23 protein-coding genes are annotated in these 22570 nt (G+C 33.0%); 11 read left to right on the top strand and 12 right to left on the bottom strand.

Features of this window, described 5'->3' with window-relative positions; all coding sequences use genetic code 11:
* The first annotated feature begins 51 nt into the window (after nt 1-51).
* Nucleotides 52-663 carry a hypothetical protein gene (locus EAH81_RS05335; protein WP_140504553.1) on the top strand — a complete coding sequence of 204 codons (612 nt, stop codon included), beginning with the start codon at nt 52-54 and terminating at the stop codon, nt 661-663.
* Nucleotides 664-825: 162 nt separating this feature from the next.
* On the opposite strand, the gene EAH81_RS05330 is transcribed toward EAH81_RS05335, so the two are convergent.
* The 4 genes from EAH81_RS05330 to EAH81_RS05315 all read right to left on the bottom strand — a co-directional run bounded on the left by EAH81_RS05330 (nt 826) and on the right by EAH81_RS05315 (nt 6512).
* Nucleotides 826-1740, bottom strand: coding sequence for a LamG domain-containing protein (locus tag EAH81_RS05330; RefSeq protein WP_140504551.1), 915 nt, complete (start codon nt 1738-1740; stop codon nt 826-828).
* A gap of 410 nt (nt 1741-2150) precedes the next feature.
* On the bottom strand, nt 2151-3017 hold the full coding sequence (locus tag EAH81_RS05325) for a LamG domain-containing protein (protein WP_140504549.1): 867 nt from the start codon (nt 3015-3017) through the stop codon (nt 2151-2153).
* 323 nt (nt 3018-3340) lie between these two features.
* Nucleotides 3341-4381, bottom strand: a complete 1041-nt coding sequence (locus tag EAH81_RS05320) for a PLP-dependent cysteine synthase family protein (protein WP_140504547.1) — start codon at nt 4379-4381, stop codon at nt 3341-3343.
* Nucleotides 4382-4451: 70 nt separating this feature from the next.
* Nucleotides 4452-6512, bottom strand: coding sequence for a S9 family peptidase (locus EAH81_RS05315; RefSeq protein ID WP_140504545.1), 2061 nt, complete (start codon nt 6510-6512; stop codon nt 4452-4454).
* A 144-nt stretch (nt 6513-6656) separates the two neighbouring features.
* Here EAH81_RS05315 and EAH81_RS05310 point away from each other — a divergent pair, with 144 nt between their 5' ends.
* Nucleotides 6657-6977 carry a YbaB/EbfC family nucleoid-associated protein gene (locus EAH81_RS05310; RefSeq protein WP_140504543.1) on the top strand — a complete coding sequence of 107 codons (321 nt, stop codon included), beginning with the start codon at nt 6657-6659 and terminating at the stop codon, nt 6975-6977.
* Between the two features lie 191 nt (nt 6978-7168).
* Here the strand turns inward: EAH81_RS05310 and EAH81_RS05305 are convergent, their stop codons facing one another.
* Nucleotides 7169-8188 (bottom strand): threonine aldolase family protein, encoded by a 1020-nt coding sequence (locus tag EAH81_RS05305; protein ID WP_140504541.1) that lies wholly within the window; start codon nt 8186-8188, stop codon nt 7169-7171.
* A 457-nt stretch (nt 8189-8645) separates the two neighbouring features.
* On the opposite strand from EAH81_RS05305, the gene prfB reads away from it, so the two are divergent.
* The 4 genes from prfB (at nt 8646) to lpxD (ending at nt 12086) form a co-directional block, all read left to right on the top strand.
* Nucleotides 8646-9744, top strand: a protein-coding gene (gene prfB / locus EAH81_RS05300) for a peptide chain release factor 2 (RefSeq protein ID WP_140504539.1) whose coding sequence is annotated in 2 segments (ribosomal slippage) — nt 8646-8708 and nt 8710-9744 — 1098 coding nt in all. Because the reading frame shifts where the segments join, the coding sequence is not laid out codon by codon here.
* A 165-nt stretch (nt 9745-9909) separates the two neighbouring features.
* Nucleotides 9910-10356, top strand: a complete 447-nt coding sequence (gene msrB / locus EAH81_RS05295; protein ID WP_140504537.1) for a peptide-methionine (R)-S-oxide reductase MsrB — start codon at nt 9910-9912, stop codon at nt 10354-10356.
* 71 nt (nt 10357-10427) lie between these two features.
* Nucleotides 10428-10973 (top strand): DUF1697 domain-containing protein, encoded by a 546-nt coding sequence (locus EAH81_RS05290; RefSeq protein ID WP_140504535.1) that lies wholly within the window; start codon nt 10428-10430, stop codon nt 10971-10973.
* Nucleotides 10974-11087: 114 nt separating this feature from the next.
* Nucleotides 11088-12086 carry a UDP-3-O-(3-hydroxymyristoyl)glucosamine N-acyltransferase gene (gene lpxD, locus EAH81_RS05285; protein ID WP_140504533.1) on the top strand — a complete coding sequence of 333 codons (999 nt, stop codon included), beginning with the start codon at nt 11088-11090 and terminating at the stop codon, nt 12084-12086.
* A gap of 73 nt (nt 12087-12159) precedes the next feature.
* Here the strand turns inward: lpxD and EAH81_RS05280 are convergent, their stop codons facing one another.
* The 4 genes from EAH81_RS05280 to EAH81_RS05265 all read right to left on the bottom strand — a co-directional run bounded on the left by EAH81_RS05280 (nt 12160) and on the right by EAH81_RS05265 (nt 13835).
* Nucleotides 12160-12366, bottom strand: coding sequence for a hypothetical protein (locus EAH81_RS05280; protein WP_140504531.1), 207 nt, complete (start codon nt 12364-12366; stop codon nt 12160-12162).
* Between the two features lie 34 nt (nt 12367-12400).
* A complete protein-coding gene (locus tag EAH81_RS05275; protein WP_140504529.1) occupies nt 12401-12709 on the bottom strand; it encodes a DUF3817 domain-containing protein in 309 nt (102 codons plus the stop codon).
* A 7-nt stretch (nt 12710-12716) separates the two neighbouring features.
* Entirely contained in the window at nt 12717-13175 is a 459-nt protein-coding gene (locus EAH81_RS05270; protein ID WP_140504527.1) for a hypothetical protein, read from the bottom strand.
* A 69-nt stretch (nt 13176-13244) separates the two neighbouring features.
* Entirely contained in the window at nt 13245-13835 is a 591-nt protein-coding gene (locus tag EAH81_RS05265; RefSeq protein WP_140504525.1) for a TetR/AcrR family transcriptional regulator, read from the bottom strand.
* A gap of 772 nt (nt 13836-14607) precedes the next feature.
* On the opposite strand from EAH81_RS05265, the gene EAH81_RS05260 reads away from it, so the two are divergent.
* The 5 genes from EAH81_RS05260 (at nt 14608) to hemN (ending at nt 19337) form a co-directional block, all read left to right on the top strand.
* Nucleotides 14608-16236 (top strand): acyl-CoA carboxylase subunit beta, encoded by a 1629-nt coding sequence (locus tag EAH81_RS05260; protein WP_140504523.1) that lies wholly within the window; start codon nt 14608-14610, stop codon nt 16234-16236.
* A 121-nt stretch (nt 16237-16357) separates the two neighbouring features.
* Nucleotides 16358-16780: a DoxX family protein gene (locus EAH81_RS05255; RefSeq protein WP_140504521.1), complete on the top strand. Its 423-nt coding sequence runs from the start codon at nt 16358-16360 to the stop codon at nt 16778-16780.
* Between the two features lie 120 nt (nt 16781-16900).
* Nucleotides 16901-17263, top strand: a complete 363-nt coding sequence (locus EAH81_RS05250; protein WP_140504519.1) for a hypothetical protein — start codon at nt 16901-16903, stop codon at nt 17261-17263.
* Nucleotides 17264-17376: 113 nt separating this feature from the next.
* Nucleotides 17377-17853 (top strand): hypothetical protein, encoded by a 477-nt coding sequence (locus tag EAH81_RS05245; RefSeq protein WP_140504517.1) that lies wholly within the window; start codon nt 17377-17379, stop codon nt 17851-17853.
* Between the two features lie 119 nt (nt 17854-17972).
* Nucleotides 17973-19337, top strand: a complete 1365-nt coding sequence (hemN, locus tag EAH81_RS05240; protein ID WP_140504515.1) for an oxygen-independent coproporphyrinogen III oxidase — start codon at nt 17973-17975, stop codon at nt 19335-19337.
* Here the strand turns inward: hemN and EAH81_RS05235 are convergent.
* From EAH81_RS05235 to ccoG, 3 genes are all read right to left on the bottom strand, one after another.
* On the bottom strand, nt 19334-20035 hold the full coding sequence (locus EAH81_RS05235) for a sulfite exporter TauE/SafE family protein (protein ID WP_140504513.1): 702 nt from the start codon (nt 20033-20035) through the stop codon (nt 19334-19336). The two genes, hemN and EAH81_RS05235, sit on opposite strands and share 4 nt — an antisense overlap.
* A gap of 649 nt (nt 20036-20684) precedes the next feature.
* A complete protein-coding gene (locus EAH81_RS05230; protein ID WP_140504511.1) occupies nt 20685-21134 on the bottom strand; it encodes a FixH family protein in 450 nt (149 codons plus the stop codon).
* 12 nt (nt 21135-21146) lie between these two features.
* Nucleotides 21147-22565, bottom strand: a complete 1419-nt coding sequence (gene ccoG / locus EAH81_RS05225; protein WP_140504949.1) for a cytochrome c oxidase accessory protein CcoG — start codon at nt 22563-22565, stop codon at nt 21147-21149.
* Between the last annotated feature and the right edge of the window lie 5 nt (nt 22566-22570).

Raw genomic sequence — 22570 nt, 5'->3', positions numbered from 1 at the left:
TCTCAATATAAAAATAGCTGTATTTGTTGGAAAATCAGCATCTTAAATAAAATGAATAAATTAAAAGTAACTAAAGAATGGATTAACTGGTTTCATAAAAAAACAATAGAGATAGTTACTACAATTGATAATAGAGAATTGTTTACTCAAACCTTTGAAGGAAGTTTTCCTGGTGATCAATTGAATTACGAAACTGTATTTAAATTGATAGATGCTTTTATATCTTCATACGACTTTCTGGAATTAGAATATATCAGATTAATATGGTCAAAAGAGTTGGAAAACAAAAACTTACAATTTTACAGAAACGAAAACAATATTTTGGTTTGGAAAGAAAGTGTAATTAAAGATAACTTCGAAATAGAAAATTCATATTTGGGAGATTATGAAGATCCTTCAGAAATATTCTATAATTACTGTCTTAATGTGGAAGACGGAGAAATATCCTTATATAAATATGGCCTTAATGATAGAACAGCAATGTATTTGTGGTATAATGTAAAAACCGAAACATCTCACTACTCTATTACTATAGAATTTAGAAAGAGTTTGTTTATGATTGATAAACTTTTTGAAACGAATTTACCCCAAGATTATCTTGATTTTAATAATTATTTGAAAACAACTGCAGAAACGAAAATGTTAGAAAAACTTAATAGCTAATATTTTTCCTGTTTAGTAATACAGAGGATTATAGGAACATAATTATAAATACAAAAAAACCTTCTGAAAGGATCTTTAGAAGGCTTTTTCTACTATTCCAAAAAATTTAACTCTACTAAACAACATAAAAAACTAACTAACTATTTAAAAATTATTCTTTATCTATTTTGAAGTAATTTTTTTAGAGGGAGCATTTGTTATTTTCAACAAATAAGTTCCTTCCGGCAAATCATTTATACTCATTGAGTTATTACCCACTACTTTTTGTCCCTGCGAATAAACCTCAACATTTTTTGAAACTCCGCTCACATCGCTTGTCGCAATAATTGAAGCATTTGGAGCTGCTGCTTTTGTCGCCGTTTTTCCTTTTCCGCTAGTCGCAACTTTTGGAGCAACAACTGGTTCGGCAATAACAACCAAGGGTTTAGAACTGTCATAAAGCGCTGTAACCTGACTGTCTGTTAATGCTACATCATATATTTTTAAATCGTCTACATCTGCATTAATTCCCACCGTTATATTTATTTCTCCCATTCTAAATATATTTCCTTTTGTAGCGCGAGTGATTCCGTTTACAGATTTTAATAATTGACCATTTCTGTATATTTTCGAAACTTTACCATCATAAGTTATCGTATAGTTGTACCAAACATCTTTTGCAAGAGCAGTAGAAACAATAACATCGTTTGTAGCTCCCCAACCCGCCAAACTTAAATCTGAATTTGATGATGTAGTACCTTGTTGCAATAAGCCACAATATTGGGCATTATAAGCGGTCCCGTATCCCCAAATATAGTTCGCCGATGAAATATCATTAAACTTAACCCAAATACTTACGGTTCTGGCGCTATTTTCCTGAGGAAGATTATCAATAACAGCTTCAAGAGCTTTATTGCTTAACCGCTGAGCTCCTTTTACAACTCCCGCTCTATCGGTTACGAAATTATCGGTTCCCATGAAAGAAGTTGTATTGTTGGCATTATTTAAAGTACCATTGAAATTAAATTCCTGAATCGGATTTTGTGCATTAACATTCAAATAACTTACAAACATTAATGTGAGTAGTAATTTTTTCATAATAGTAGATTTAGGGTATTAAAAAACTTTGTGTCATTTTAACACTGCTAATCTATATTATTATGCATTTGAGCGAAAATTTTTTCGATGATTAACCTAAATAATCGTTAAAATAACCAAAATTGATGATTTCATACGCTCAATTGTATTTATTTATACTTCTGTTAATTATATTAAAATAATAAATTAACCTCAACCAAAACAAAATAACCCTACGTATAAATACGGTATTTACAATTAAAACACAAAAATTAACATTCTCCAATAAATGAAAATATCCGAATATTAAATACCTATTAATTCCGTAGAAGTTCTAATATAATTCAAAAAAAAACTCCATTCGCTTTTGCAAATGGAGTACTATATTTAAAAAGTAATACTTATTATTCGTTACTCATAATTGCCAATTTTTAATTTTGACCATTTGTTATTTTCAATAAATAAGTTCCTTCGGGTAAGTCACTAATATTTGAAGCATTGGTTCCAACTATTTTTTTTCCCTGAGAGAAAATTTCAACTTTTTTTGCAATAACATTTCCTTCAGTTGCATTTTTAGTATCATTTTTTATAATTGTGGGACCTTTTTTTACCGTTTCTGTTTTCTGAGCAACTGCAGTTATCGGTTTTGAACTGTCATAAGATTCCATAACCTGCTCGTCTGTCATAGCAACATTATATATCTTAATATCGTCTATATCAGCATTAAGTCCAACAGAGGTATTCATTTGCCCTAACCTAAAGATATATCCTTTTGTCAAACGGGCAATTCCTCCTAATGACGTTAATAATTCACCATTACGATATATTTTAGATGTAGTACCGTCATAAGTAACATTGTATTGATACCAAATACCTTTTGCAAGCGGAGCCGTAACTACGACATCATTTGCAGGGCCCCAACCAGCCAAACATAAATCAGAATTAGGTCCTGTTACGTTTTTCTGTAATAAACCAAAATATTGTGCATTTACCGGACTTCCATATCCAAAAATATAATTAGCAGGAGCAATTACATTAAACTTTACCCAAATAGATATTGATCTTGGTTTATTGTCTTGCGGAAGATCCCCAACAACAGTCTGCAAAGCTTTATTAGTAAGTCGTATGGCGCCATTGGCAACTCCCATTCTGTCATTTACAAAAGCAGAAGATCCCAAAAAGGAAATTGTTTTATCGATATTACTTAGGTTTCCATTAAAATTGAATTCCTGAACTGGATTTTGAGCATTCGCATTAAAAAAACTTACAAACATTAATGTCAGTAATAATTTATTCATAGTGACAGATTTTAGAGGCATTTAAAACGAGATTCATTCAACAATAGAAAAAGCATATGGAATGAACAATTTATTAAATAATCAAAATTGATACTTTTAATTTTTTAATTAAATTTCTTTATACTTTTCATAATTTTGTTAAAACTATAAATTTTATTCAACTTAACAAACGATATCCAAGTATAAATGCGGGATTCTCATAAAAATAAAATTTTGTAGCAATTCAAGGCAATATACGCTACTTATTTGTAAAAACATTTTTACAAAAAAAACTCCATTTGTCGAAACAAATGGAGTTCTATATTTAAAAAAGTATTTTATTACTACTTTACAAATTCAATTTTTTGAACTTCTTCTTCATTGACACTGTCAAAGAATCCTTGTTCATTCATCCAGTCATCGCTAAATACTTTACTCATATAGCGAGAACCATGATCGGGGAAGATGGCAATAATATTACTATCTTTTGTAAACTCGCCTTCTTCTGCATATTGCTTGATAGCCTGCATTACTGCTCCAGAAGTATATCCAACAAATAAGCCTTCTTTTCTGGTAATCTCTCTGGCAGAGTGAGCACTTTCTTCGTCGGTTACTTTCATGAATTTATCAATGATATCAAAATCTGTTGCTGATGGAATCAAGTTTTTACCTAAACCTTCTATACGATATGGATAAATTTCTTTATTATCGAATTCCCTGGTTTCGTGATATTTTTTTAATACAGATCCAAAAGCATCTACTCCTAAAATTCTGATATTTGGATTTTGCTCTTTTAAGAACTTTGCAGTTCCTGAGATAGTTCCTCCTGTTCCGCTACAAGCAATAAGGTGTGTAATTTGCCCTTTTGTCTGTTCCCATATTTCCGGACCTGTACTGTTATAGTGCGCATCAATATTTAATTGATTAAAATATTGATTGATATAAACCGAGCCTTTTGTTTCTTCGTGTAAACGTTTGGCTACGTTGTAGTATGATCTTTCATCATCTGCAGAAACGTGCGCCGGACAAACATATACCTTCGCTCCCAAACTTCTCAACATGTCAATTTTATCTTTCGATGATTTTGAACTTACTGCTAGAATACAATTGTAGCCTTTTATAATGCTTACCATTGCCAAACTAAAACCTGTATTACCAGATGTTGTTTCTATGATGGTATCTCCCGGTGATAGAATTCCCTTTTTCTCGGCTTCTTCAATAATATATAACGCTATTCTATCTTTTGAGGAATGTCCCGGATTAAAAGCTTCTACCTTTGCGTAGAAATTTCCTTCTAAGGCTTCGGTAATTTTATTTAGCTTAATAAGTGGGGTGTTACCTATTAATTCTAAAACATTATTATAAGCGTTTATTTCTTCTTTCATAAAAAAATAGTTAATCGAAGGCATTTTAAAATAACCTTGATAGGTTGCAAATTTAACAAAAAATTTCTAATTAGCTTTTAATTTTTTCTAAATCTAATAAAAAACTAAATTCTTTTGCTAAGTCTTTTAAAGCCTCAAAACGTCCTGAAGCTCCACCATGTCCAGCATCCATATTGGTATCTAAAAACAAAAGATTATTATTTGTTTTTAGATTTCTCAACTTGGCTACCCATTTGGCTGGCTCCCAATACTGTACCTGCGAATCGTGCAATCCGGTAGACACATACATATTTGGATAATTTTGCGCTTTTACATTATCGTAAGGTGAATACGACAACATATAATCATAATATTTTTTATTGTTTGGGTTTCCCCATTCGTCATATTCTCCAGTTGTCAACGGAATACTGTCATCCAGCATTGTTGTAATAACGTCTACAAAAGGCACCTGAGCAATAACTCCATTATATAATTCCGGGGCTTCATTTACGATAACTCCCATTAAAAGTCCTCCCGCTGATCCTCCTTCTGCATACAAATGTTTAGAAGAAGTATATTTTTCGTTAATTACAAATTTAGAGCAATCAATGAAATCTGTAAAGGTATTTTTCTTTTTTAACAGTTTTCCGTCTTCATACCATTGTCTTCCTAAATCTTCTCCACCTCTAATATGGGCGATTGCGTAAACAAAACCACGATCTAACAACGAAAGTCTTGTGGATGAAAAATAGGTATCCATTGTTATTCCATAAGAACCATATGAATAAAGCAATAACGGATTTTTACCGTCTTTATTTAATCCCTTGCGATAAATCATCGAAATAGGCACTTTTACTCCATCTCTGGCTGTTGCCCAAACGCGCTCTTCGATATAATTTTCTTTATCAAATTTACCTCCTAAAACCTGTTGCTCTTTTAAGATTTCTTTGGTTTTAGTTTTCATATTAAAATCAATTACAGACGATGGTGTCGCAAGTGATTGATAACTATAACGCAAAATATCAGTATCAAAATCAATATTTGTCGTAGTAAAAGCACTGTAAGTTTCGCTGCCAAAAGGAAGATAATAATCAGGCTCATCATTCCAGGGCATAATACGAATATGATTTAATCCGTTTGAACGCTCTTCTATAACTAAATAGTTTTTAAAGATTTCGATGTCTTCCAGCAAAACATCTTCGCGATGCGGAATAAGATCTACCCAGTTTTTCTTTCCTGTTTTATTTTCAGGCGTTTTCATCAACTTAAAGTTAGTCGCCTTATCTTTATTGGTCAGAATATAAAATGAGTCTTCAAAATGCGAAATACTATATTCTAAACCGCGAACACGTGGCTGAAATACTTCAAATTCTCCGTCAGGATTATCTGAATTCAGAATTCTGTATTCGGTTGTTAAGGTACTTCCAGAACTAATAACAATATATTTTCTTGATTTTTCTTTGCTTACAGAAACATTAAAAGTGTCATCAGTTTCATTAAATACCAAAATATCCGTTGCAGAATCTGTATTTAATTTATGTCTGAAAATTTTATCAGCTCTTAAAGTAACTTCGTCTTGTTTGGTATAAAAAACAGTTTTGTTATCATTTGCCCAAACTGATCCGCCGGTAGCGTTTTCGATTTTATCAGATAATATTTCTCCTGTTTCTAAATTTTTAAACTGAATGGTATAAATTCTTCTTCCAACAATATCAGTTCCAAAACTGGCAAATTTGTTATCGGGACTTATACTCAAACCTCCCAATTTAAAATATGCATGCCCTACTGATAATTCATTACAGTTGAACAAAATTTCCTCTTCTGCCGAAAGACTTCCTTTTTTTCTGGCAAAAATTGGATAATCTTTACCGGTTTCAAAGCGGGTGATGTAAAAATATCCATTGTAAAAATAAGGAACAGACGAATCGTCTTCTTTAATTCTGCCCTTCATTTCTTCATACAAATCCCCCTGAAGTTTTTTTGTATGCGTTGTCATACTTTGGTAATAAGCATTTTCCTGATTCAAATAATCAATAACCTCAGAATTCTCGCGGTCATTTAACCAAAAATAATTATCTATTCGGGCTTCTTTGTGTTTTTTTAATGTTTTTGGAATTTCTTTGGCCTTTGGAGCCATTATATCGTTTTGCATTGATTAAGCATTGGTTTGTAAATTCGGAGCTGCAAAAATACTACAATCACAATAGAACCAAATTAATTTTTTCATAAAATATTCTATTGATATAATACAGCAATATACTAATTTTGTATGAAATAATTTAAAAATCAACAAAAAATGGATTTAATGGGAATGATGGGCAAACTTAAAGAAACCCAACAAAAAATTGAAGATACAAAAAAGCGTCTGGATACAGTTTTGATTGATGAACAAAGTGCTGACGGATTATTAAAAATAACGCTTACTGCAAATAGAAAAGTAAAAACAATCTCTATTGATGATTCTTTACTGGAAGATAAAGAACAACTGGAAGATTATTTAATCGTAACGTTAAATAAAGCAATCGAAAGAGCTACGAGTGTAAACGAACAGGAACTTGACGCCGTTGCAAAAATGGATATGCCAATGATTCCGGGAATGGATAATTTGTTCAAATAGGTTTTAAAAAAGGTACTAAGGAACAAAGGTTCAAAGGTTTTTACATTGTAAACGACCTTTGAACCTTTTATATAACTTTAAAAATCTGTTCCTCAATCTTTTGCAACTTCGAACCTCTATTATGTTGAACCTTTGTTCCTCTGAACCTTTGCCACTTTGCCACTTTGAACCTTTGCCACTTTGAACCTCTTTTAGAACTTTTGAAGCGTTTCAATAACGTAAGTATGCATCACTTCTTTGTAATCAAGATGTGTAACGATTCTAAGTTTATTGTGTCCCATTGAACTTATTAAAATATTTTTAAGTTTCAATTTTTCAATTAAAAGCTGATCGCTGTAACCTTCGGCTAATGAGAAAATCAAAATATTGGTTTCTACAGGTTCAATTGCCGATACCCAAGGTTTTGTGCTTAAAACTGCTGCAATTTCTTTGGCTCTTCTATGATCTTCTGCCAATCTTTCTATATTATTGGCTAAAGCAAACAATCCGGCTGCTGCCAAATAACCTACCTGACGCATTCCACCGCCTAATATCTTTCTGATTCTCAACGCTCTACGAATATCATCCTTAGTTCCAAGCAAAATAGAACCTATTGGAGCGCCCAATCCCTTTGATAAACAAACTGAGATTGTGTCGAAAATAGCTCCAAATTCTTTCGGATTTTGTCTCTTTGCAACCAATGCATTCCAAATTCTGGCTCCATCCAAATGAAACTTCAGATTATTGGCGTCGCAAACCTTTTTTATCTCTTTTAAATCATCTAATTCATAACAAGCTCCACCACCTTTGTTTGTGGTATTTTCTACACAAACCAAACTGGTTAACGGGCTGTGGTAAAACTCAGGATCATTAATAGCTGCTGCTACCTGAGAAGCGTTTATCATTCCGCGATTTCCGTCTAACAAGCAGCATGAAACACCGCTGTTAAAAGAAACTCCTCCTCCTTCATAATGATAAACGTGGGCATATTTATCGGCAATTAATTGCTCTCCCGGTTGTGTATGTAATTTAATTGCGGTTTGGTTTGCCATAGTTCCGGATGGAAAAAAAAGTCCGGCTTCCATACCAAAAAATTCAGCTACTTTAGTCTCTAACTCAATAACTGTGGGATCTTGCCTGTATACATCATCGCCAACTTGAGCGTTAAACATATACTGCAACATTTCGTATGTTGGTTTGGTAATGGTATCGCTAATTAAATTTATTTCCATATTCTAAAAAGTATATCTTTTTTGTGCAGCAAAATTACGTATTACTAATAGTTATTCTTGGCAAGTTTTACTAAAATTTAACTTGTGACGTACTATAGAACCAAATTAACGTAATATTTACAAAAAACATATAAAACTAGTATAATATTCTAAATCTGACTTACAATTTTAGAAACTATTTTGTTTGCCGAAAAAATAATTAAACAAATATGGTTTAGCGTCATTCATTTCAAAATACAATTTTAAGAAATCATCTTTATGTAATTATATAGTATTTGGCAAGTATAGACTTTTGAATTTACTTTCTTCTTCTGTTAAATTATTTTGAATATTCTGAAAACTATATCTTATTTTTGTACAACAAAATTACGTTTTGCAATTGGTTCTGTTTGATAAAAATTCAGCTCTTAAAGAATTACGTAATATTTACAAAAAACCTAAAAACTACTATTAATTTATGACAACTACCGAACAAATAAAAGGTATTGTGGAGCGCCTTGGTGCGTTGAGGAGGTATCTTTGACGTTGATGCCAAACTAATTGAAATTGCCAACGAAGAAGAAAAAACCTTCGCACCTGACTTTTGGAACAATGCAAAAGAAGCCGAAGTCATTGTAAAAAACCTTCGAAACAAGAAAAAATGGATCGAAGATTATAACAAAGCCATCGAACTCACGGATGAATTGCAGCTTGCCTATGATTTCTATAAAGAAGGGGAACTTTCCGGAGAAGAATTAGACGAACATTATAAAACAACGCAAACTCATATTGAAAACATTGAGTTCAAAAACATGCTTTCTGACGAAGGTGACAGTTTAAGTGCCGTAGTTCAAATTACTGCTGGCGCCGGAGGAACTGAAAGTTGTGATTGGGCAGGAATGCTGATGCGTATGTATATGATGTGGGGCGAAAGTTATGGTTATAAAATAAAAGAATTAAACTTTCAGGCTGGCGAGGTTGCAGGTATTAAAACTGTTACATTGGAGTTTGAAGGCGATTATTCTTTTGGATATTTAAAAGGAGAAAACGGCGTGCATCGTTTAGTTCGAATCTCTCCTTTTGATAGTAATGCCAAACGCCATACTTCATTTGCATCTGTTTATGTTTATCCGCTTGTTGACGATAGTATCGAAATTGACATTAATCCAGCCGATATCGAAATTACAACTTCCCGCTCTAGTGGAGCCGGAGGACAAAACGTAAATAAGGTTGAAACTAAAGTACAATTGGTACACAAACCAACCGGAATCCAGATTCAATGTTCTGAAACCAGATCGCAACAAGACAACAGGCAACGTGCCATGCAGATGTTACGTTCTCAATTGTATGAAATCGAGTTGAAAAAACAGCAAGCACAACGTGCCGATATCGAAGCCGGAAAAATGAAAATCGAATGGGGTTCGCAAATACGTAATTATGTAATGCAGCCTTATAAATTAGTCAAAGACGTTCGTACCGGTTATGAAACCAGCGATGTCGACGGCGTTATGAACGGAAATATTGACCCATTTTTGAAAGCATTTTTAATGATGATGGGACAAAAAGAAGAGGAGTAAAGTTTGCAGTCGCAGTTTTTTAGTTTTCAGTCGCAGTGCTCAGTTTTCAGTTTTCAGTCGCAGTTAGCAAATGAAAACTGAATACTGACATTAAAACTGAGACTGAGCACTGCGACTGAAAACTGCGACTTGAGACTGAAAACTGAAATACTAAACACAAAGATTATGATCAAATGGGCAGATATAATTCGTTTTACGAATAAAGGAAATCCGGTTCCGGAAAAAAGAGTGGAGAAAACAGCAGAAGAATGGAAACAGATCTTAACACCTGAAGAATATCAGGTAACACGTCTAAAAGGCACTGAAAGATCTTTTAGTTCTGAGCTTTGCAGTTTATTTGACCCCGGAATCTATGAGTGTAAATGTTGCAGAACGTTACTTTTTGATGCTTCCGAAAAGTTCGAATCAGGAACAGGCTGGCCCTCCTTTACGCAACCTCTAAAAGAAAATGCGATTGCTTATAATGCAGATAAATCATATGGGATGATTCGCGTTGAAGTGGTCTGTAATACTTGCGATGCGCATTTAGGACATGTTTTTCCTGATGGTCCGGAACCAAGTGGTTTACGATATTGTATAAATGCTATTTCGTTATCCAAAATAACAGAATAATTATTTTTAAAAAGCGATTCCTTTATCAAAAGTGAATCGCTTTTTAAATTCTAATCTAAACTTCAAAGACAATGCAAACTTATATTGCTTTTCTGCGTGGTATAAATGTTAGTGGACAAAAACTTATTAAGATGGAAACTTTAAGAACCATATTAACAGAGCTTTCCATTGAAAATATCAGTACATATATTCAGAGCGGAAATATTATTTTTACTAGTAATCTTACTAATATTTTCGATTTAGAAAATCAGATCGCAAATAGTATCGAAAAACATTTTGGATATCAGGTTCCCGTCCTTGTTTTGACACTGGAAGAATTACAAAAATGTGCAGAACAAAATCCATATGCTGATTTTAAAATAAATGATCCGGTACAACCATACGTTACTTTTTTATCAAAAGAACCAGCAATTACAGATCTTGACATTTTTAAAACAATTGATTTCAAAGAAGATAAGCACATCACAATCAACAAGGTAATGTATATTTTTTATCCCAATGCAACAGGAAATTCGAAACTTACAAACAGTATAATCGAGAACAAACTAAAAGTAAAAGCAACGACCAGAAACTGGAAAACAATTAATAAATTGATAGATTTAATGTTAAATTTGTAATATTAGGGGCGTTATTTTACACACTTTTTAACAAACGCAAAAAAAATATTAGGTAATTAGGATCTAATTGATTTTATTTGGCAAAAAATAACCCTAAGTCAATAAATTCACTCAATGAAATCCTATTCAATTCAAGAAATCAATGAAGTTATAAATGGCGTAATTTACGGCACTACTTCGCAAAGCGTAACTGCAACAGAGCAACTAGAAAAAGCTACAACTTCAGAAATTTCATTTATAGGAAACAAAAAATACGAAAAATTTTGGTCTGCTTCAAATGCATCAATTGCTGTAGTAAACGAAGATATTTCGATAGAACCTGGAGAAAATCGTGCTTTTATCAAAGTAAAAAATGCCGATTTGGCGATGTCTCAAATTTTGGCTCTCTTTGCTCCGCCTACTCCTTTATTTCACAATGATATCCATAGAACTGCCGTTATAGACGAAACAGCAATCATAGGTGAAGGCGCACGAATTGGTGCGGGTTGCTATATAGGTCCAAAAGTTGAAATTGGTGCCTTTACTACTATTTACCCAAATGTGACTATTTTAGACGAATGCACAATTGGTAAAAATACCATAATTTGGTCAGGAACTGTTGTTCGCGAGCGTTGTCATATTGGTAATGATTGTATCATTCACCCAAATGCAACAATTGGAGCCGATGGTTTTGGATTTCGTCCTTGTAGTGAAAAAGGTTTGGTGAAAATTCCACAAATTGGAAATGTAATTATCGGAAACGGTGTTGAAATTGGAGCAAATACTTGTGTAGATCGTGGAAAATTCAGCTCTACTGTACTTGGTGACGGTTGTAAAATTGATAATTTAGTGCAAATTGGACATAATAGTAAATTAGGTAAATTTTGTATTATGGCCGGAAACAGTGGTTTAGCAGGTTCTGTAACTTTAGGAAATGGTGTTATTATTGGCGGAAGCGCCTCTATAAAAGATCATACCACTATTGGTGACGGAGCTGTTGTAGGAGCTGGTTCAGGAGTTACCTGCGATGTTCCTGCCGGAAAAACCATGTTGGGTTATCCAGCTGTAGAAGCTCGTGATGCTCTAAAACAATGGGCAATCTTAAAACGAATGGTTTGTGATTCAAAAAAATAATCAAAACAATATTATACAAAAAACCAGAAGCTAGCTTCTGGTTTTTTTATGCCTATTCACAACGAAAGAGAATTTATAAGGCTTCACATTTAAAACCTAAAACTTTCATTAAAAGAATAATCTCTTTTATAATATCATTATCGGATTCAAGCCGTAAAATACGATCACAATCTTCGAGATCAAAATTCCACTTTGTTCTGGGAAATAACCTGTTCAGTTTTGGAGCGATTCGATTCACTTTCGAAATAGAATCTACATTTGTTTTAAATACTAAAACCATCTTTGAATTCTTTTGAGTTGATTTAATTTTCAGATTATGCCTTTATTTTGCTTAAAATTTTAGTATCAATATAAAAAGTTCCAAACGGAATAATACAGGCTAAAAGTACTTTCCATGTTGTAGCTGCAAATCTCCAGTTTTGCTCTACTCCAACACTTAAAGTATTAAAAATAAAAAGTAAAAACAATGCGCCATGAACAGTACCAACTGGTCTTGTTAAAAATGGCATTCCAAAAATATATTTTAGAGGCATCGCAATAAATAATAATATCAATAAAGATGTTCCTTCTAAAAATCCAATAATTCGTAATCTTCCGGTATTTGTTTGCAGTAAATTTTTCATAATAATGTTATCTAATATAAGGTCTGTTTGCTAAAGGAGAGAAAGGCCACGGAATGGCAATAAAAATGATAATCAAAGCAATAGAAAACCATAACAGCATTGTTTTGAACTTGTCGTTGTCATTTTGATTTCTTTTGGCTAAAGCCGAACCAATCGTGATTAAAACAATTGCGAAAAGCATTAAGAGAATATGAAGTATTCCGAAAAAAGCAATTTCAGTATTTTGAATTCCTTCCCTAAAATTTTTCCAAAAGTATTTTACGATCGGACTTTGCACATAAATAAGAATTCCAAAAATTAGTTGAATGTGTGCGATTGTAGCCGTCCAATGTCGGATTGTATTATCTGTTTTGGTAAAAGGCAGCTTTGACGAATAACCTTTATAGGCTCGAAAAATAGCGTATAATAAGCTTCCCAAAACAAACCATCGCAGTGCTGAATGGCAGAATAAAAGTGATTGTTGCATTGTTTTTTGATTAAGACAATGCAAATATATATCAAAACATACTAAGTAGTATGTTTTTTGAATGTAAATTTATTTCAAACTATTCAGGTAATTCCTAAATTCCTTTAAATAAACAATATAGCAAGAATTACTATCCTTAAGTTTTCCAAAATTACGTATTCCCCAATACCCGGACATCACAAAAAAAGCTACTTGCTGACCGTTTACATCTTTCCTTATTAATCCTAAAGTCTGAGCTCTTAAAATTGCTTTTTCAATTGTCAACATCCACTGATCTACCAACTCTGACAAAGCCTTACTAAATTGATTGTTCCAGGGCGTCATTTCCTGAGTCAAATTTCCAACCGGACAACCATACTTTACATCCAATAACGGATCTTCCAACAACAAATAAGAAATCATATTGTAAAAATCTTCAATTGGGTTTTCTGAATTTTCTATTGGTTTTATAAAGTTACCCAGCATTGTAGGTTTTAGAATTTCCTCAATAATAGCCACTCCCATTTCATCTTTTGTTTTAAAATGGTAATAAAAAGCACCTTTAGTTACTTGAGTTGTCGCAATTATTTCATCAATACTTGTTGTTTGATATCCCTTTGAATAAATCAATTCAAATGCTTTCTGAAGAATTGTAAGTCTTGTATTTGCTGCTTTCGACATAAAAAATACTAGTTAGTATGAAATAACAAATTAAGGCAAAAAAAATGACTTAAGCCTAAAATTTCAGATGTCAACAAATCAATTTCTATTTAAGTCTTAAAAAATTACTTAACAGTTTAATCAAGAAAGTAATTAGAAAAATCCGTTTTTATCAGCGTTTTCGCTTTAGCGAATCCGTAAAATCAGCGTCTAATTTTGACGCGGATAAAACAGATTTACTTCGTAAAAACGCGGATAAAAACGGATTTGATTTGCAATAATTTTATTTTTTAAAGCTTAACTTAATGACATTACCCGTCCCGAAGTTCAATGTCATTAAGTTAAGCTTTTTGGATTTTGTTCCATCGGAACACCTCATTGGTAGAAAAAAAATGCATTGAGAGAAACATCGTCCCATTGGGACGTTTGAGAAATTGTATATGTAATCCGTATATGTTTTTATCAATTATTATTTATAAAATCAAACGTTCCTACGGAACGTAAAAAAATGCCGTATTTATTGGGCTACCAATGAAATGTTCCGATGGAACAAAAACAAATTATTCTATTGGATTTTTCCTTAACTTAATGACATTGCCCGAAGTTTCGGGATCGTGCCTATGTGTGAGAAACAAATTTCTTTTAATTTACTTTTTTCAAACACATAAATCTATGATTCTATGGGTGTCAATTAAATTTTTTATGCATCATACCCAACGGATTAATTTATTATGTCAGTTTCAATTGATTTTGTAAATTAGCCAACACTATTTTGTAAAAACATCAATATATTATGGATTTAAACTTCAATAAAAACGAAGATCACAATAAATTACTACTTTCAGACTTAAAACAAAGATTTGCCAAAGTAAAAATGGGCGGAGGCGAAAAACGTATTGAAAAACTACACGCCGAAGGCAAAATGACTGCACGCGAACGTATAGATTATCTGTTAGATGAAAATTCTAAAAGTATAGAAATTGGAGGTTTTGTTGGGGATGGAATGTATGCAGAACATGGCGGATGCCCGTCCGGAGGTGTTGTTATAAAAATAGGATATATAAAAGGCAAACAATGTATTGTTGTTGCAAATGATGCTACTGTAAAAGCGGGTGCGTGGTTTCCTATCACAGGAAAGAAAAACTTGCGTGCACAAGAAATTGCAATGGAAAACAGATTACCAATAATCTATCTGGTAGATAGTGCCGGTGTTTATTTACCGCTTCAGGACGAGATTTTCCCCGATAAAGAACATTTTGGACGTATTTTCAGGAATAATGCCCAAATGAGCAGTATGGGAATCACTCAGATTGCTGCCGTTATGGGAAGTTGCGTTGCCGGTGGTGCCTATTTGCCAATTATGAGCGATGAAGCTCTAATTGTTGATAAAACGGGCAGTATTTTTCTTGCCGGAAGTTATTTGGTAAAAGCTGCAATTGGCGAAACCATTGACAATGAAACTTTAGGTGGTGCAACCACACATTGCGAAATCTCAGGCGTGACCGATTATAAAGCCAAAGATGATAAAGATGCTTTAGATAAAATAAAAAATATTGTAGATAAGATTGGTGATTATGACAAAGCGGGCTACAGCCGAATAAAAGCGGAAAAACCAACGTTGGAGCCAAAAGATATCTACGGAATTCTGCCAAAAGCCAGAAACGAGCAATATGATATGATGGAAATTATCAACCGTTTGGTCGATAATTCAGAATTTGAAGCTTACAAAGACGGTTATGGTCAAACCATTATTACGGGTTATGCCAGAATTGACGGCTGGGCAGTAGGAATTGTTGCCAACCAAAGAAAAGTGGTAAAAACTAAAAAAGGCGAAATGCAATTTGGTGGTGTTATCTATTCTGATAGTGCTGACAAAGCGACTCGTTTTATTGCCAATTGCAATCAGAAGAAAATTCCACTGGTTTTTCTACAAGATGTTACCGGATTTATGGTTGGGTCAAAATCTGAACAAGGCGGAATTATAAAAGATGGTGCCAAAATGGTAAATGCGGTGAGTAATTCAGTAGTTCCAAAGTTTACTGTGATAGTTGGTAATTCATACGGAGCAGGAAATTACGCCATGTGTGGAAAAGCATATGATCCGAGATTGATTTTTGCGTGGCCAAGTGCCGAACTTGCCGTAATGGGCGGAACTCAGGCGGCTAAGGTTTTAGCACAAATTGAAGCTTCTTCGCTTAAAGCAAAAGGAGAAATCATTGATGAAGCCAAAGAAACAGAGCTTTTCAATAAAATCAAAGCGCGTTATGACGAACAGACTTCGCCTTATTATGCCGCATCAAGATTATGGACAGATGCTATTATTGATCCTTTGGATACCCGTACCTGGATTTCCATGGGAATCGAAGCTGCAAACCACGCTCCTATTCAAAAAGCATTTAATTTGGGTGTTATTCAGGTCTAAACTTTCAAAAGTTATCAAAATACGTTAAATAAACAGTAAAAAACTTATTTTCAAGTACTTAAAAATACATATATCATTAAAAATTAGTAACTTTATTTATAATTTTTAATCACGTAGTATTATGGAAAATGTAAAAAGTTTGAATAAATGGGCAAATGCGCACACTTATTTACCTGTAGATTTAGTACGTATTGTATTGGGCGTTTTTTTATTTATGAAGGGAGTTTCATTTGTAACGAACGTTCAGTATCTGCATGATTTAATTTCTCCTATTGATCATTTCGGGGGCGGAATGTTTTTATTACATTACATCGCGCCTGCTCATATGATTGGAGGTATTATGATTGTTTTTGGGCTTCTGACCCGATGGGCAATTGCGGCTCAATTACCAATACTTTTTGGAGCAATTCTAATAAATTTCATGGGACACATGCGCTCTGAAAACTTAATTCTTGCAATTGTAGTTTTACTAATTTGTGTGTTTTTCTTATTTTATGGAAGCGGAAAACGCTCGGCTGATTATTATTTCAAAATGCAGCAATAATCTTACTTTATCCTCAATGGTATTAGTAAAATCTTGAGGATAAAATAATACACCTACTTTTAAAGTTAATTAATTCTTTAAAATTTCTTTACTTGTCATTTATGAGTTAAATTCGCCACCATGAATTGGATTCGTAAAGCCATTATTTTTGTATCACTTTTGATAGTAACCTTTTTTGCCTGTCAGGCAAGCGAGCAAGGTATGCAAAAAAGTGAAGTTCAGGAAAGTGAAGGCCAAAAAACGAATACCAATTTCTCTATCGATCACTCAGATTCTTTAGCTTTTATACAACCACAAGCAAATTATCAATTTGCGGCAAGTATAAAAACAAACCCTTCCATTTTAGTCAAATGGTTTGATGCTGTATTGATGGTGATTCCTCAGCATAAAGCGGTAAAATTAACATCAAACTTTGCAAATCAGTTTCTTACCCAGAGCAAAAAAGTTTTACTCATGCTCTATCCTTTCCATTTTTTCTGGTAGGTAAATACATGAAATTCTAATCAGGAGAACAATATTTCTTCTAAGCAATTAATGGTTTTCTTTCTGAGGACTATTTATCATTTCATATTATTTATCAAATTTTAAAAACAAAAATGGAAACAAGTGTAACCATAATCGGTATTGTGATTGCTATCATAGTAGCCGTTCCTATTTATTTTTCAGCACGATCGAGCGCAGCAAACAAATCAAAGATTTTAAACATAAAAAAGAAGTTCAATCCAACATATCCCGAAGATTTTGATTTAACGGAATCTCAAAGCAATAAAACGCTTACTATAGATCAAAAAGGTAGAAAGTTTATTTTAATGAATTTCAATCCAAATCAACAAGAATCAATTCATTTAGATTTAAAAAGTGTGTCTTCCTGCAAATTAGTACTGACTACCGATGGAAATTCAGACACTATTCTCAAAATAGACTTTGAATTTCAGGAAAAAGAAACAGCTAAAAAAATCACAATTCCATTCTATGATTTTGATGATGATCGTATCAAACAAATAAGCGCCTATCAGGATCATTTGTTTGCAAAGAAATGGCTTAAAATCATCCAAGATTCTATTTCACGTTAGTTATTTAATTCAGAAAAGAGGCTCATTATGAGTCTCTTTTTTTTGCTAATTACATGACATTTGTCATTTTATGTCTTAAACCTTAATCTTAATTTTGAAAGACACAAAATCCGCTTTTTATGAAAATTTCATTGACCCAAAAATACAATGTACCAGGTCCAAGATACACCAGTTATCCAACAGTTCCTTACTGGAATGAAACTGGCTTTACAACGGAAAAATGGATAGAATCTTTTCAAAAAGCATTCACGGAAAGTAATTCACAAAGCGGAATCAGTTTGTATATTCATTTGCCATTCTGCGAAAGCATGTGTACTTTTTGTGGCTGCAACAAACGAATTACAAAAAATCATTCCGTAGAGGAAACCTACATAAAAGCACTTATAAAAGAATGGAGTTTATATTGCAGGTTATTACCTGAAAAACCAATTATAAAAGAAATTCATTTAGGAGGAGGAACTCCAACATTTTTTTCCAAGAACAATTTGGAACATCTTATAAATGGTATTTTTAGTTTTGCCAATAAAGCTGAAAATTACGAATTCAGTTTTGAAGGTCATCCTAATAATACAACTTACGAACAACTCAAAAAACTATATGATTTAGGCTTTCGCCGGGTAAGTTTTGGTGTTCAGGATTATGCCGATAAAGTTCAGAAAGCAATTCACAGAATACAGCCTTTTCATAATGTTGCCAAAGTAACATTTTGGGCCAAGGAAATCGGTTATACTTCAATTGGACATGATATCATATTTGGTTTGCCTTTTCAAACCGTTGATGACGTAATCGATACTATCGAAAAAACAAATTCCCTTAAACCAGATCGTCTGGCATTTTACAGTTACGCTCATGTTCCCTGGATAAAAGGAAACGGACAGCGTGGTTTTGATGAAGAAAACCTTCCAAAAGATGTTGAAAAAAGAAAATTGTATGAAATTGGAAAACAATTGCTTTCAAAAAACGGTTACGATGAGATCGGAATGGATCATTTCGCTCTGGAATCTGACAGTCTCCACAAAGCAGCACAAAGCAAAAAATTACACAGAAATTTTATGGGTTACAGTGCTTCAAAAACCCAGCTTATGATTGGTTTAGGTGTTTCTTCTATCAGTGACAGCTGGTACAGTTTTGCTCAAAACACAAAGGATCTCGAAGATTATTATCAGTTACTAGAATGGGATAAACTTCCTGTTGTTAAAGGTCATATTTTAGACGATGAAGACTTGATTATTCGCAAACATATCCTAAACCTAACCTGTGAGTTTGAAACATCGTGGAGCAATGAAGAACTATATTTTGAAGAACTTCCAAGTGTTTTATCAGATTTAAAAGAAATAGAAAACGATCAATTAATTGTAATTGAAGGAGATAAAATTAAAATCACAGAAGCCGGAAAACCATTCGTCAGAAATATTTGTATGGCTTTTGATTTACATTTAAAAAGAAAATCACCGGAAACTAATTTGTTTTCAATGACCGTTTAATGACAGTTAGGAGTTCCTTGTACAAACAAACTCATGTTTGATGGGGAAATATAAGGAATTCCCAAACCTAGTCCTCGAAGGATAAATAAAACCCCAATAATAACCGCAACATAAGGAATTACTTTTTGTATTTTATTTCTAAAAGGAAGTTTTATCAATGAATTGACATAAACTACAATTGTCATTAACGGCATTGTGCCTAATCCAAATAAAATCATGTACAAAAACCCAAAGCTGGCACTCTGCATAGCGATTGCGCCAAATAAAGCAACATATACCATTCCGCAAGGCAAGAAACCATTTAATAATCCAATTGTGAAAAGGGATTTATAAGTTTTCTTTTTAAATTGATTTCCTAAGCTTGACTTTATACTTGAAATGATCTTGTAGACGGGTTTTGAAAAATTATACCTTGAGAAAACTTTCTCTGGAATCAAAACGACGATAATCATCGCTACACCAATAAAAATTGACATTTTTTGCTGCAATCCTGCCAGGAAAAAACCTCTCCCTAATAATCCAAAAATTAATCCGATTGTTGCATAGGCGGTCAAACGACCAAGATGATAGGTAATAATTTGGGTTACTCTCTTAGTCTCATTCTGGCGATCTACAGGTAGCATCATCGCAATTGGACCACACATTCCGATGCAGTGCAAACTACTAATTAGTCCTAATATAAAAGCGGAGTATAACATTTGGTATTTTTTATTTTTTTTTACCACTCCCGATGTCTATCGGGATAATTGGATTAAAATGATCTTGACATATTTCTATTTTAATTCCATTTAATATAGTGTAGTCCTATGGACAATGTCATTAATTTAAACTTTTTGGGCTACAATTTTTCTCTCGCAAAATCGCAAAGTTTTTTGTTTCACGCAGATTTAGCAGATTTTTTTTAATCCTTTAATCTATGCAGTAAAATAAAAAGCTTAATTTAATGATATTGAGCTTTTTCTACCACAAATTTCACAAATTATCACAAATTATTAGAATGCTTATCTATCTGCTTTGTCATTTTTCGACAAAGGAGACTCGAGCGATAGCTAACAGATTAAGTAAATCTCCGCAAGTAACTCCGTAATGAGAATCTAATCTTTGTCGAGATTCTCGCGGAGATTTCGATCCCGAAGCCTCGGGATCGAAATGACAAAACCTCTGCGATTTTTTGCCTTTGCGAGAGATTTATTAGCTCAGCTTTAAAGCTGTTTTCCTTAACTTAATGACATTGAGCTAAAGCTGGAAGCTAATCAAAAAACTTTGCGACTTCGTGACTTCGCGACTTTGCGAGAAATTTATTTCGTATAGTATTAAATACCTTCTTTAACTTAATGACATTGTTTACTAATTCACATAAATAACTTCTTTGGACAGATATTTTGTGCCTTTATATTCCCATTCCATATTAACATCCCAACGTCCTTTTATCAGCTTCTTTTGAGGAATAAGTAACGATGAGTTGATCAAAGCAATTTGAGTATCAAAATCAAATTTCTTGTTTGAAGGTCTGTACAATAATACATTTCCCTTTACTTTATCATTTTCATAAATGTTTGGAAAAGCGATTTTTACACCATTTTCACTATAGGTAATAGATGGTTTTTGCTGTAAATCATGAGCATTTTGAATTCGTGCCATTTCATCCTGAAAATGCGAATCATGTTTGTAATACTCTTCCACAACTAAATCATTGTCATATTTACTATTTGACTGTACTTCAAAAACAAAATATAAAATAAAGGTCATAAATAATGCAAATGCAATAACAATTCCTGTTCCCCAATTTATTTTCATGATAGTATATTTTTAATTAAAACTTCGTGGTCCCAAAAAGTTAGTCGTTGTAGTTTCAATCAGTTCTTTACCATTATAAACCCCAATTTCAACCTTGGTTTTGTCACTTTCCAAAAGAGCTTCATCAATTTCTATAAATAAAGTTCCTTGTGATATTCCTTCTTTTAAAACTGTAAAATGCTGTTTTCCGACATTTTTAATCGTTCCTTTTTGATCAATTAATTCAAAATGAATATCCTGATAATCTTTCATCGTCTTATTTACAATCTTGTAGGTATAAACATTACTGATTTTATCCCCTTTATGTTCAAACAATTGTCCCGGTAATCTTAAAATCACGGCCTGAACATCAGTTCTAAGAAATAACATTCCAACAAAAACACTTAATAGAATAAATAGAACGGCTGTGTAGCCTTTCATTCTTGCTGTAAATTTAAAAGGCGCTTTTTTTACAATTTCATCTTCAGAAGCATATCGTATAAGTCCTTTAGGCAACCCTACGCTTTCCATAATGGTATCGCATTCATCAATACAAGCAGTGCAATTGGTACATTCCAGCTGCGTTCCGTTTCTAATATCAATTCCCATTGGGCAAACGTGTACGCATTGATGACAATCGATACAATCTCCCTTTCCGGTTACAACTCTATCTTCTTTTTTATTGAATTTTGCACGTCCGGCTTCTTTTTCTCCCCGTACAAAATCATAAGCCACATTGATTGATTTATCATCTAAAAGGACACCTTGCAATCTTCCATAAGGGCAAGCAATAATACAAACCTGTTCGCGAAACCAAACAAAAACAAAATAAAAAACACTGGTAAAAATGAGTAATGCAATAAAATTACCAGATTGTTTAATTGGTCCTTCTTCAACCATTAAAAACAAAGTGTCACTACCCACTAAATAAGCCAGAAAAACATTTGCAATTCCAAACGAGATTAAGAAAAAAACAGTCCACTTAATAAGTCGTTTTCTAATTTTTTCTGCGTTCCATTCCTGTCTTGCCAATCGTGATTGAGCACCACGATCACCATCAATCCAATATTCTATTCGGCGGAAAACCATTTCGAGAAAAATAGTCTGCGGACAAATCCATCCACAAAAAATCCTGCCAAATACAACCGTAAACAAGATAATAAATACAATACCAACAAGCATTGATATTACAAAGAGATAAAAATCCTGTGGCCAGAATGGAAATCCAAAAATATTGAAACGACGTTCCATAACATTGAACATCATAAACTGATTTCCGTTTACTTTTATAAACGGATTGGCAATTAAAATAGCCAGTAAAACATAACTAACTATTTTTCGATATTCATAGAATTTACCAGACGGTTTTTTAGGGAAAATAAATTTTCGATTACCTCCTTCATCAATAGTTCCAATGGTATCTCTAAAAGCTTCGTCTGGTAAATTTGACATCATTT

The organism is Flavobacterium pectinovorum, assembly GCF_006438875.1.
GTDB classification, from domain to species: domain Bacteria; phylum Bacteroidota; class Bacteroidia; order Flavobacteriales; family Flavobacteriaceae; genus Flavobacterium; species Flavobacterium pectinovorum_A.
The sequence above is the reverse complement of the archived record's forward strand: the minus strand, read 5'-3'. Positions and strand labels throughout refer to the sequence as shown.

Bases quoted from the DNA above. Each gene is read 5' to 3' on its own strand.
- EAH81_RS05335 (WP_140504553.1), top strand. From the start codon at position 52: ATGAATAAATTAAAAGTAACTAAAGAATGGATTAACTGGTTTCATAAA.
- EAH81_RS05330 (WP_140504551.1), bottom strand. From the start codon at position 1,740: ATGAAAAAATTACTACTCACATTAATGTTTGTAAGTTATTTGAATGTT.
- EAH81_RS05325 (WP_140504549.1), bottom strand. From the start codon at position 3,017: ATGAATAAATTATTACTGACATTAATGTTTGTAAGTTTTTTTAATGCG.
- EAH81_RS05320 (WP_140504547.1), bottom strand. From the start codon at position 4,381: ATGAAAGAAGAAATAAACGCTTATAATAATGTTTTAGAATTAATAGGT.
- EAH81_RS05315 (WP_140504545.1), bottom strand. From the start codon at position 6,512: ATGCAAAACGATATAATGGCTCCAAAGGCCAAAGAAATTCCAAAAACA.
- EAH81_RS05310 (WP_140504543.1), top strand. From the start codon at position 6,657: ATGGATTTAATGGGAATGATGGGCAAACTTAAAGAAACCCAACAAAAA.
- EAH81_RS05305 (WP_140504541.1), bottom strand. From the start codon at position 8,188: ATGGAAATAAATTTAATTAGCGATACCATTACCAAACCAACATACGAA.
- msrB (WP_140504537.1), top strand. From the start codon at position 9,910: ATGATCAAATGGGCAGATATAATTCGTTTTACGAATAAAGGAAATCCG.
- EAH81_RS05290 (WP_140504535.1), top strand. From the start codon at position 10,428: ATGCAAACTTATATTGCTTTTCTGCGTGGTATAAATGTTAGTGGACAA.
- lpxD (WP_140504533.1), top strand. From the start codon at position 11,088: ATGAAATCCTATTCAATTCAAGAAATCAATGAAGTTATAAATGGCGTA.
- EAH81_RS05280 (WP_140504531.1), bottom strand. From the start codon at position 12,366: ATGGTTTTAGTATTTAAAACAAATGTAGATTCTATTTCGAAAGTGAAT.
- EAH81_RS05275 (WP_140504529.1), bottom strand. From the start codon at position 12,709: ATGAAAAATTTACTGCAAACAAATACCGGAAGATTACGAATTATTGGA.
- EAH81_RS05270 (WP_140504527.1), bottom strand. From the start codon at position 13,175: ATGCAACAATCACTTTTATTCTGCCATTCAGCACTGCGATGGTTTGTT.
- EAH81_RS05265 (WP_140504525.1), bottom strand. From the start codon at position 13,835: ATGTCGAAAGCAGCAAATACAAGACTTACAATTCTTCAGAAAGCATTT.
- EAH81_RS05260 (WP_140504523.1), top strand. From the start codon at position 14,608: ATGGATTTAAACTTCAATAAAAACGAAGATCACAATAAATTACTACTT.
- EAH81_RS05255 (WP_140504521.1), top strand. From the start codon at position 16,358: ATGGAAAATGTAAAAAGTTTGAATAAATGGGCAAATGCGCACACTTAT.
- EAH81_RS05250 (WP_140504519.1), top strand. From the start codon at position 16,901: ATGAATTGGATTCGTAAAGCCATTATTTTTGTATCACTTTTGATAGTA.
- EAH81_RS05245 (WP_140504517.1), top strand. From the start codon at position 17,377: ATGGAAACAAGTGTAACCATAATCGGTATTGTGATTGCTATCATAGTA.
- hemN (WP_140504515.1), top strand. From the start codon at position 17,973: ATGAAAATTTCATTGACCCAAAAATACAATGTACCAGGTCCAAGATAC.
- EAH81_RS05235 (WP_140504513.1), bottom strand. From the start codon at position 20,035: ATGTTATACTCCGCTTTTATATTAGGACTAATTAGTAGTTTGCACTGC.
- EAH81_RS05230 (WP_140504511.1), bottom strand. From the start codon at position 21,134: ATGAAAATAAATTGGGGAACAGGAATTGTTATTGCATTTGCATTATTT.
- ccoG (WP_140504949.1), bottom strand. From the start codon at position 22,565: ATGTCAAATTTACCAGACGAAGCTTTTAGAGATACCATTGGAACTATT.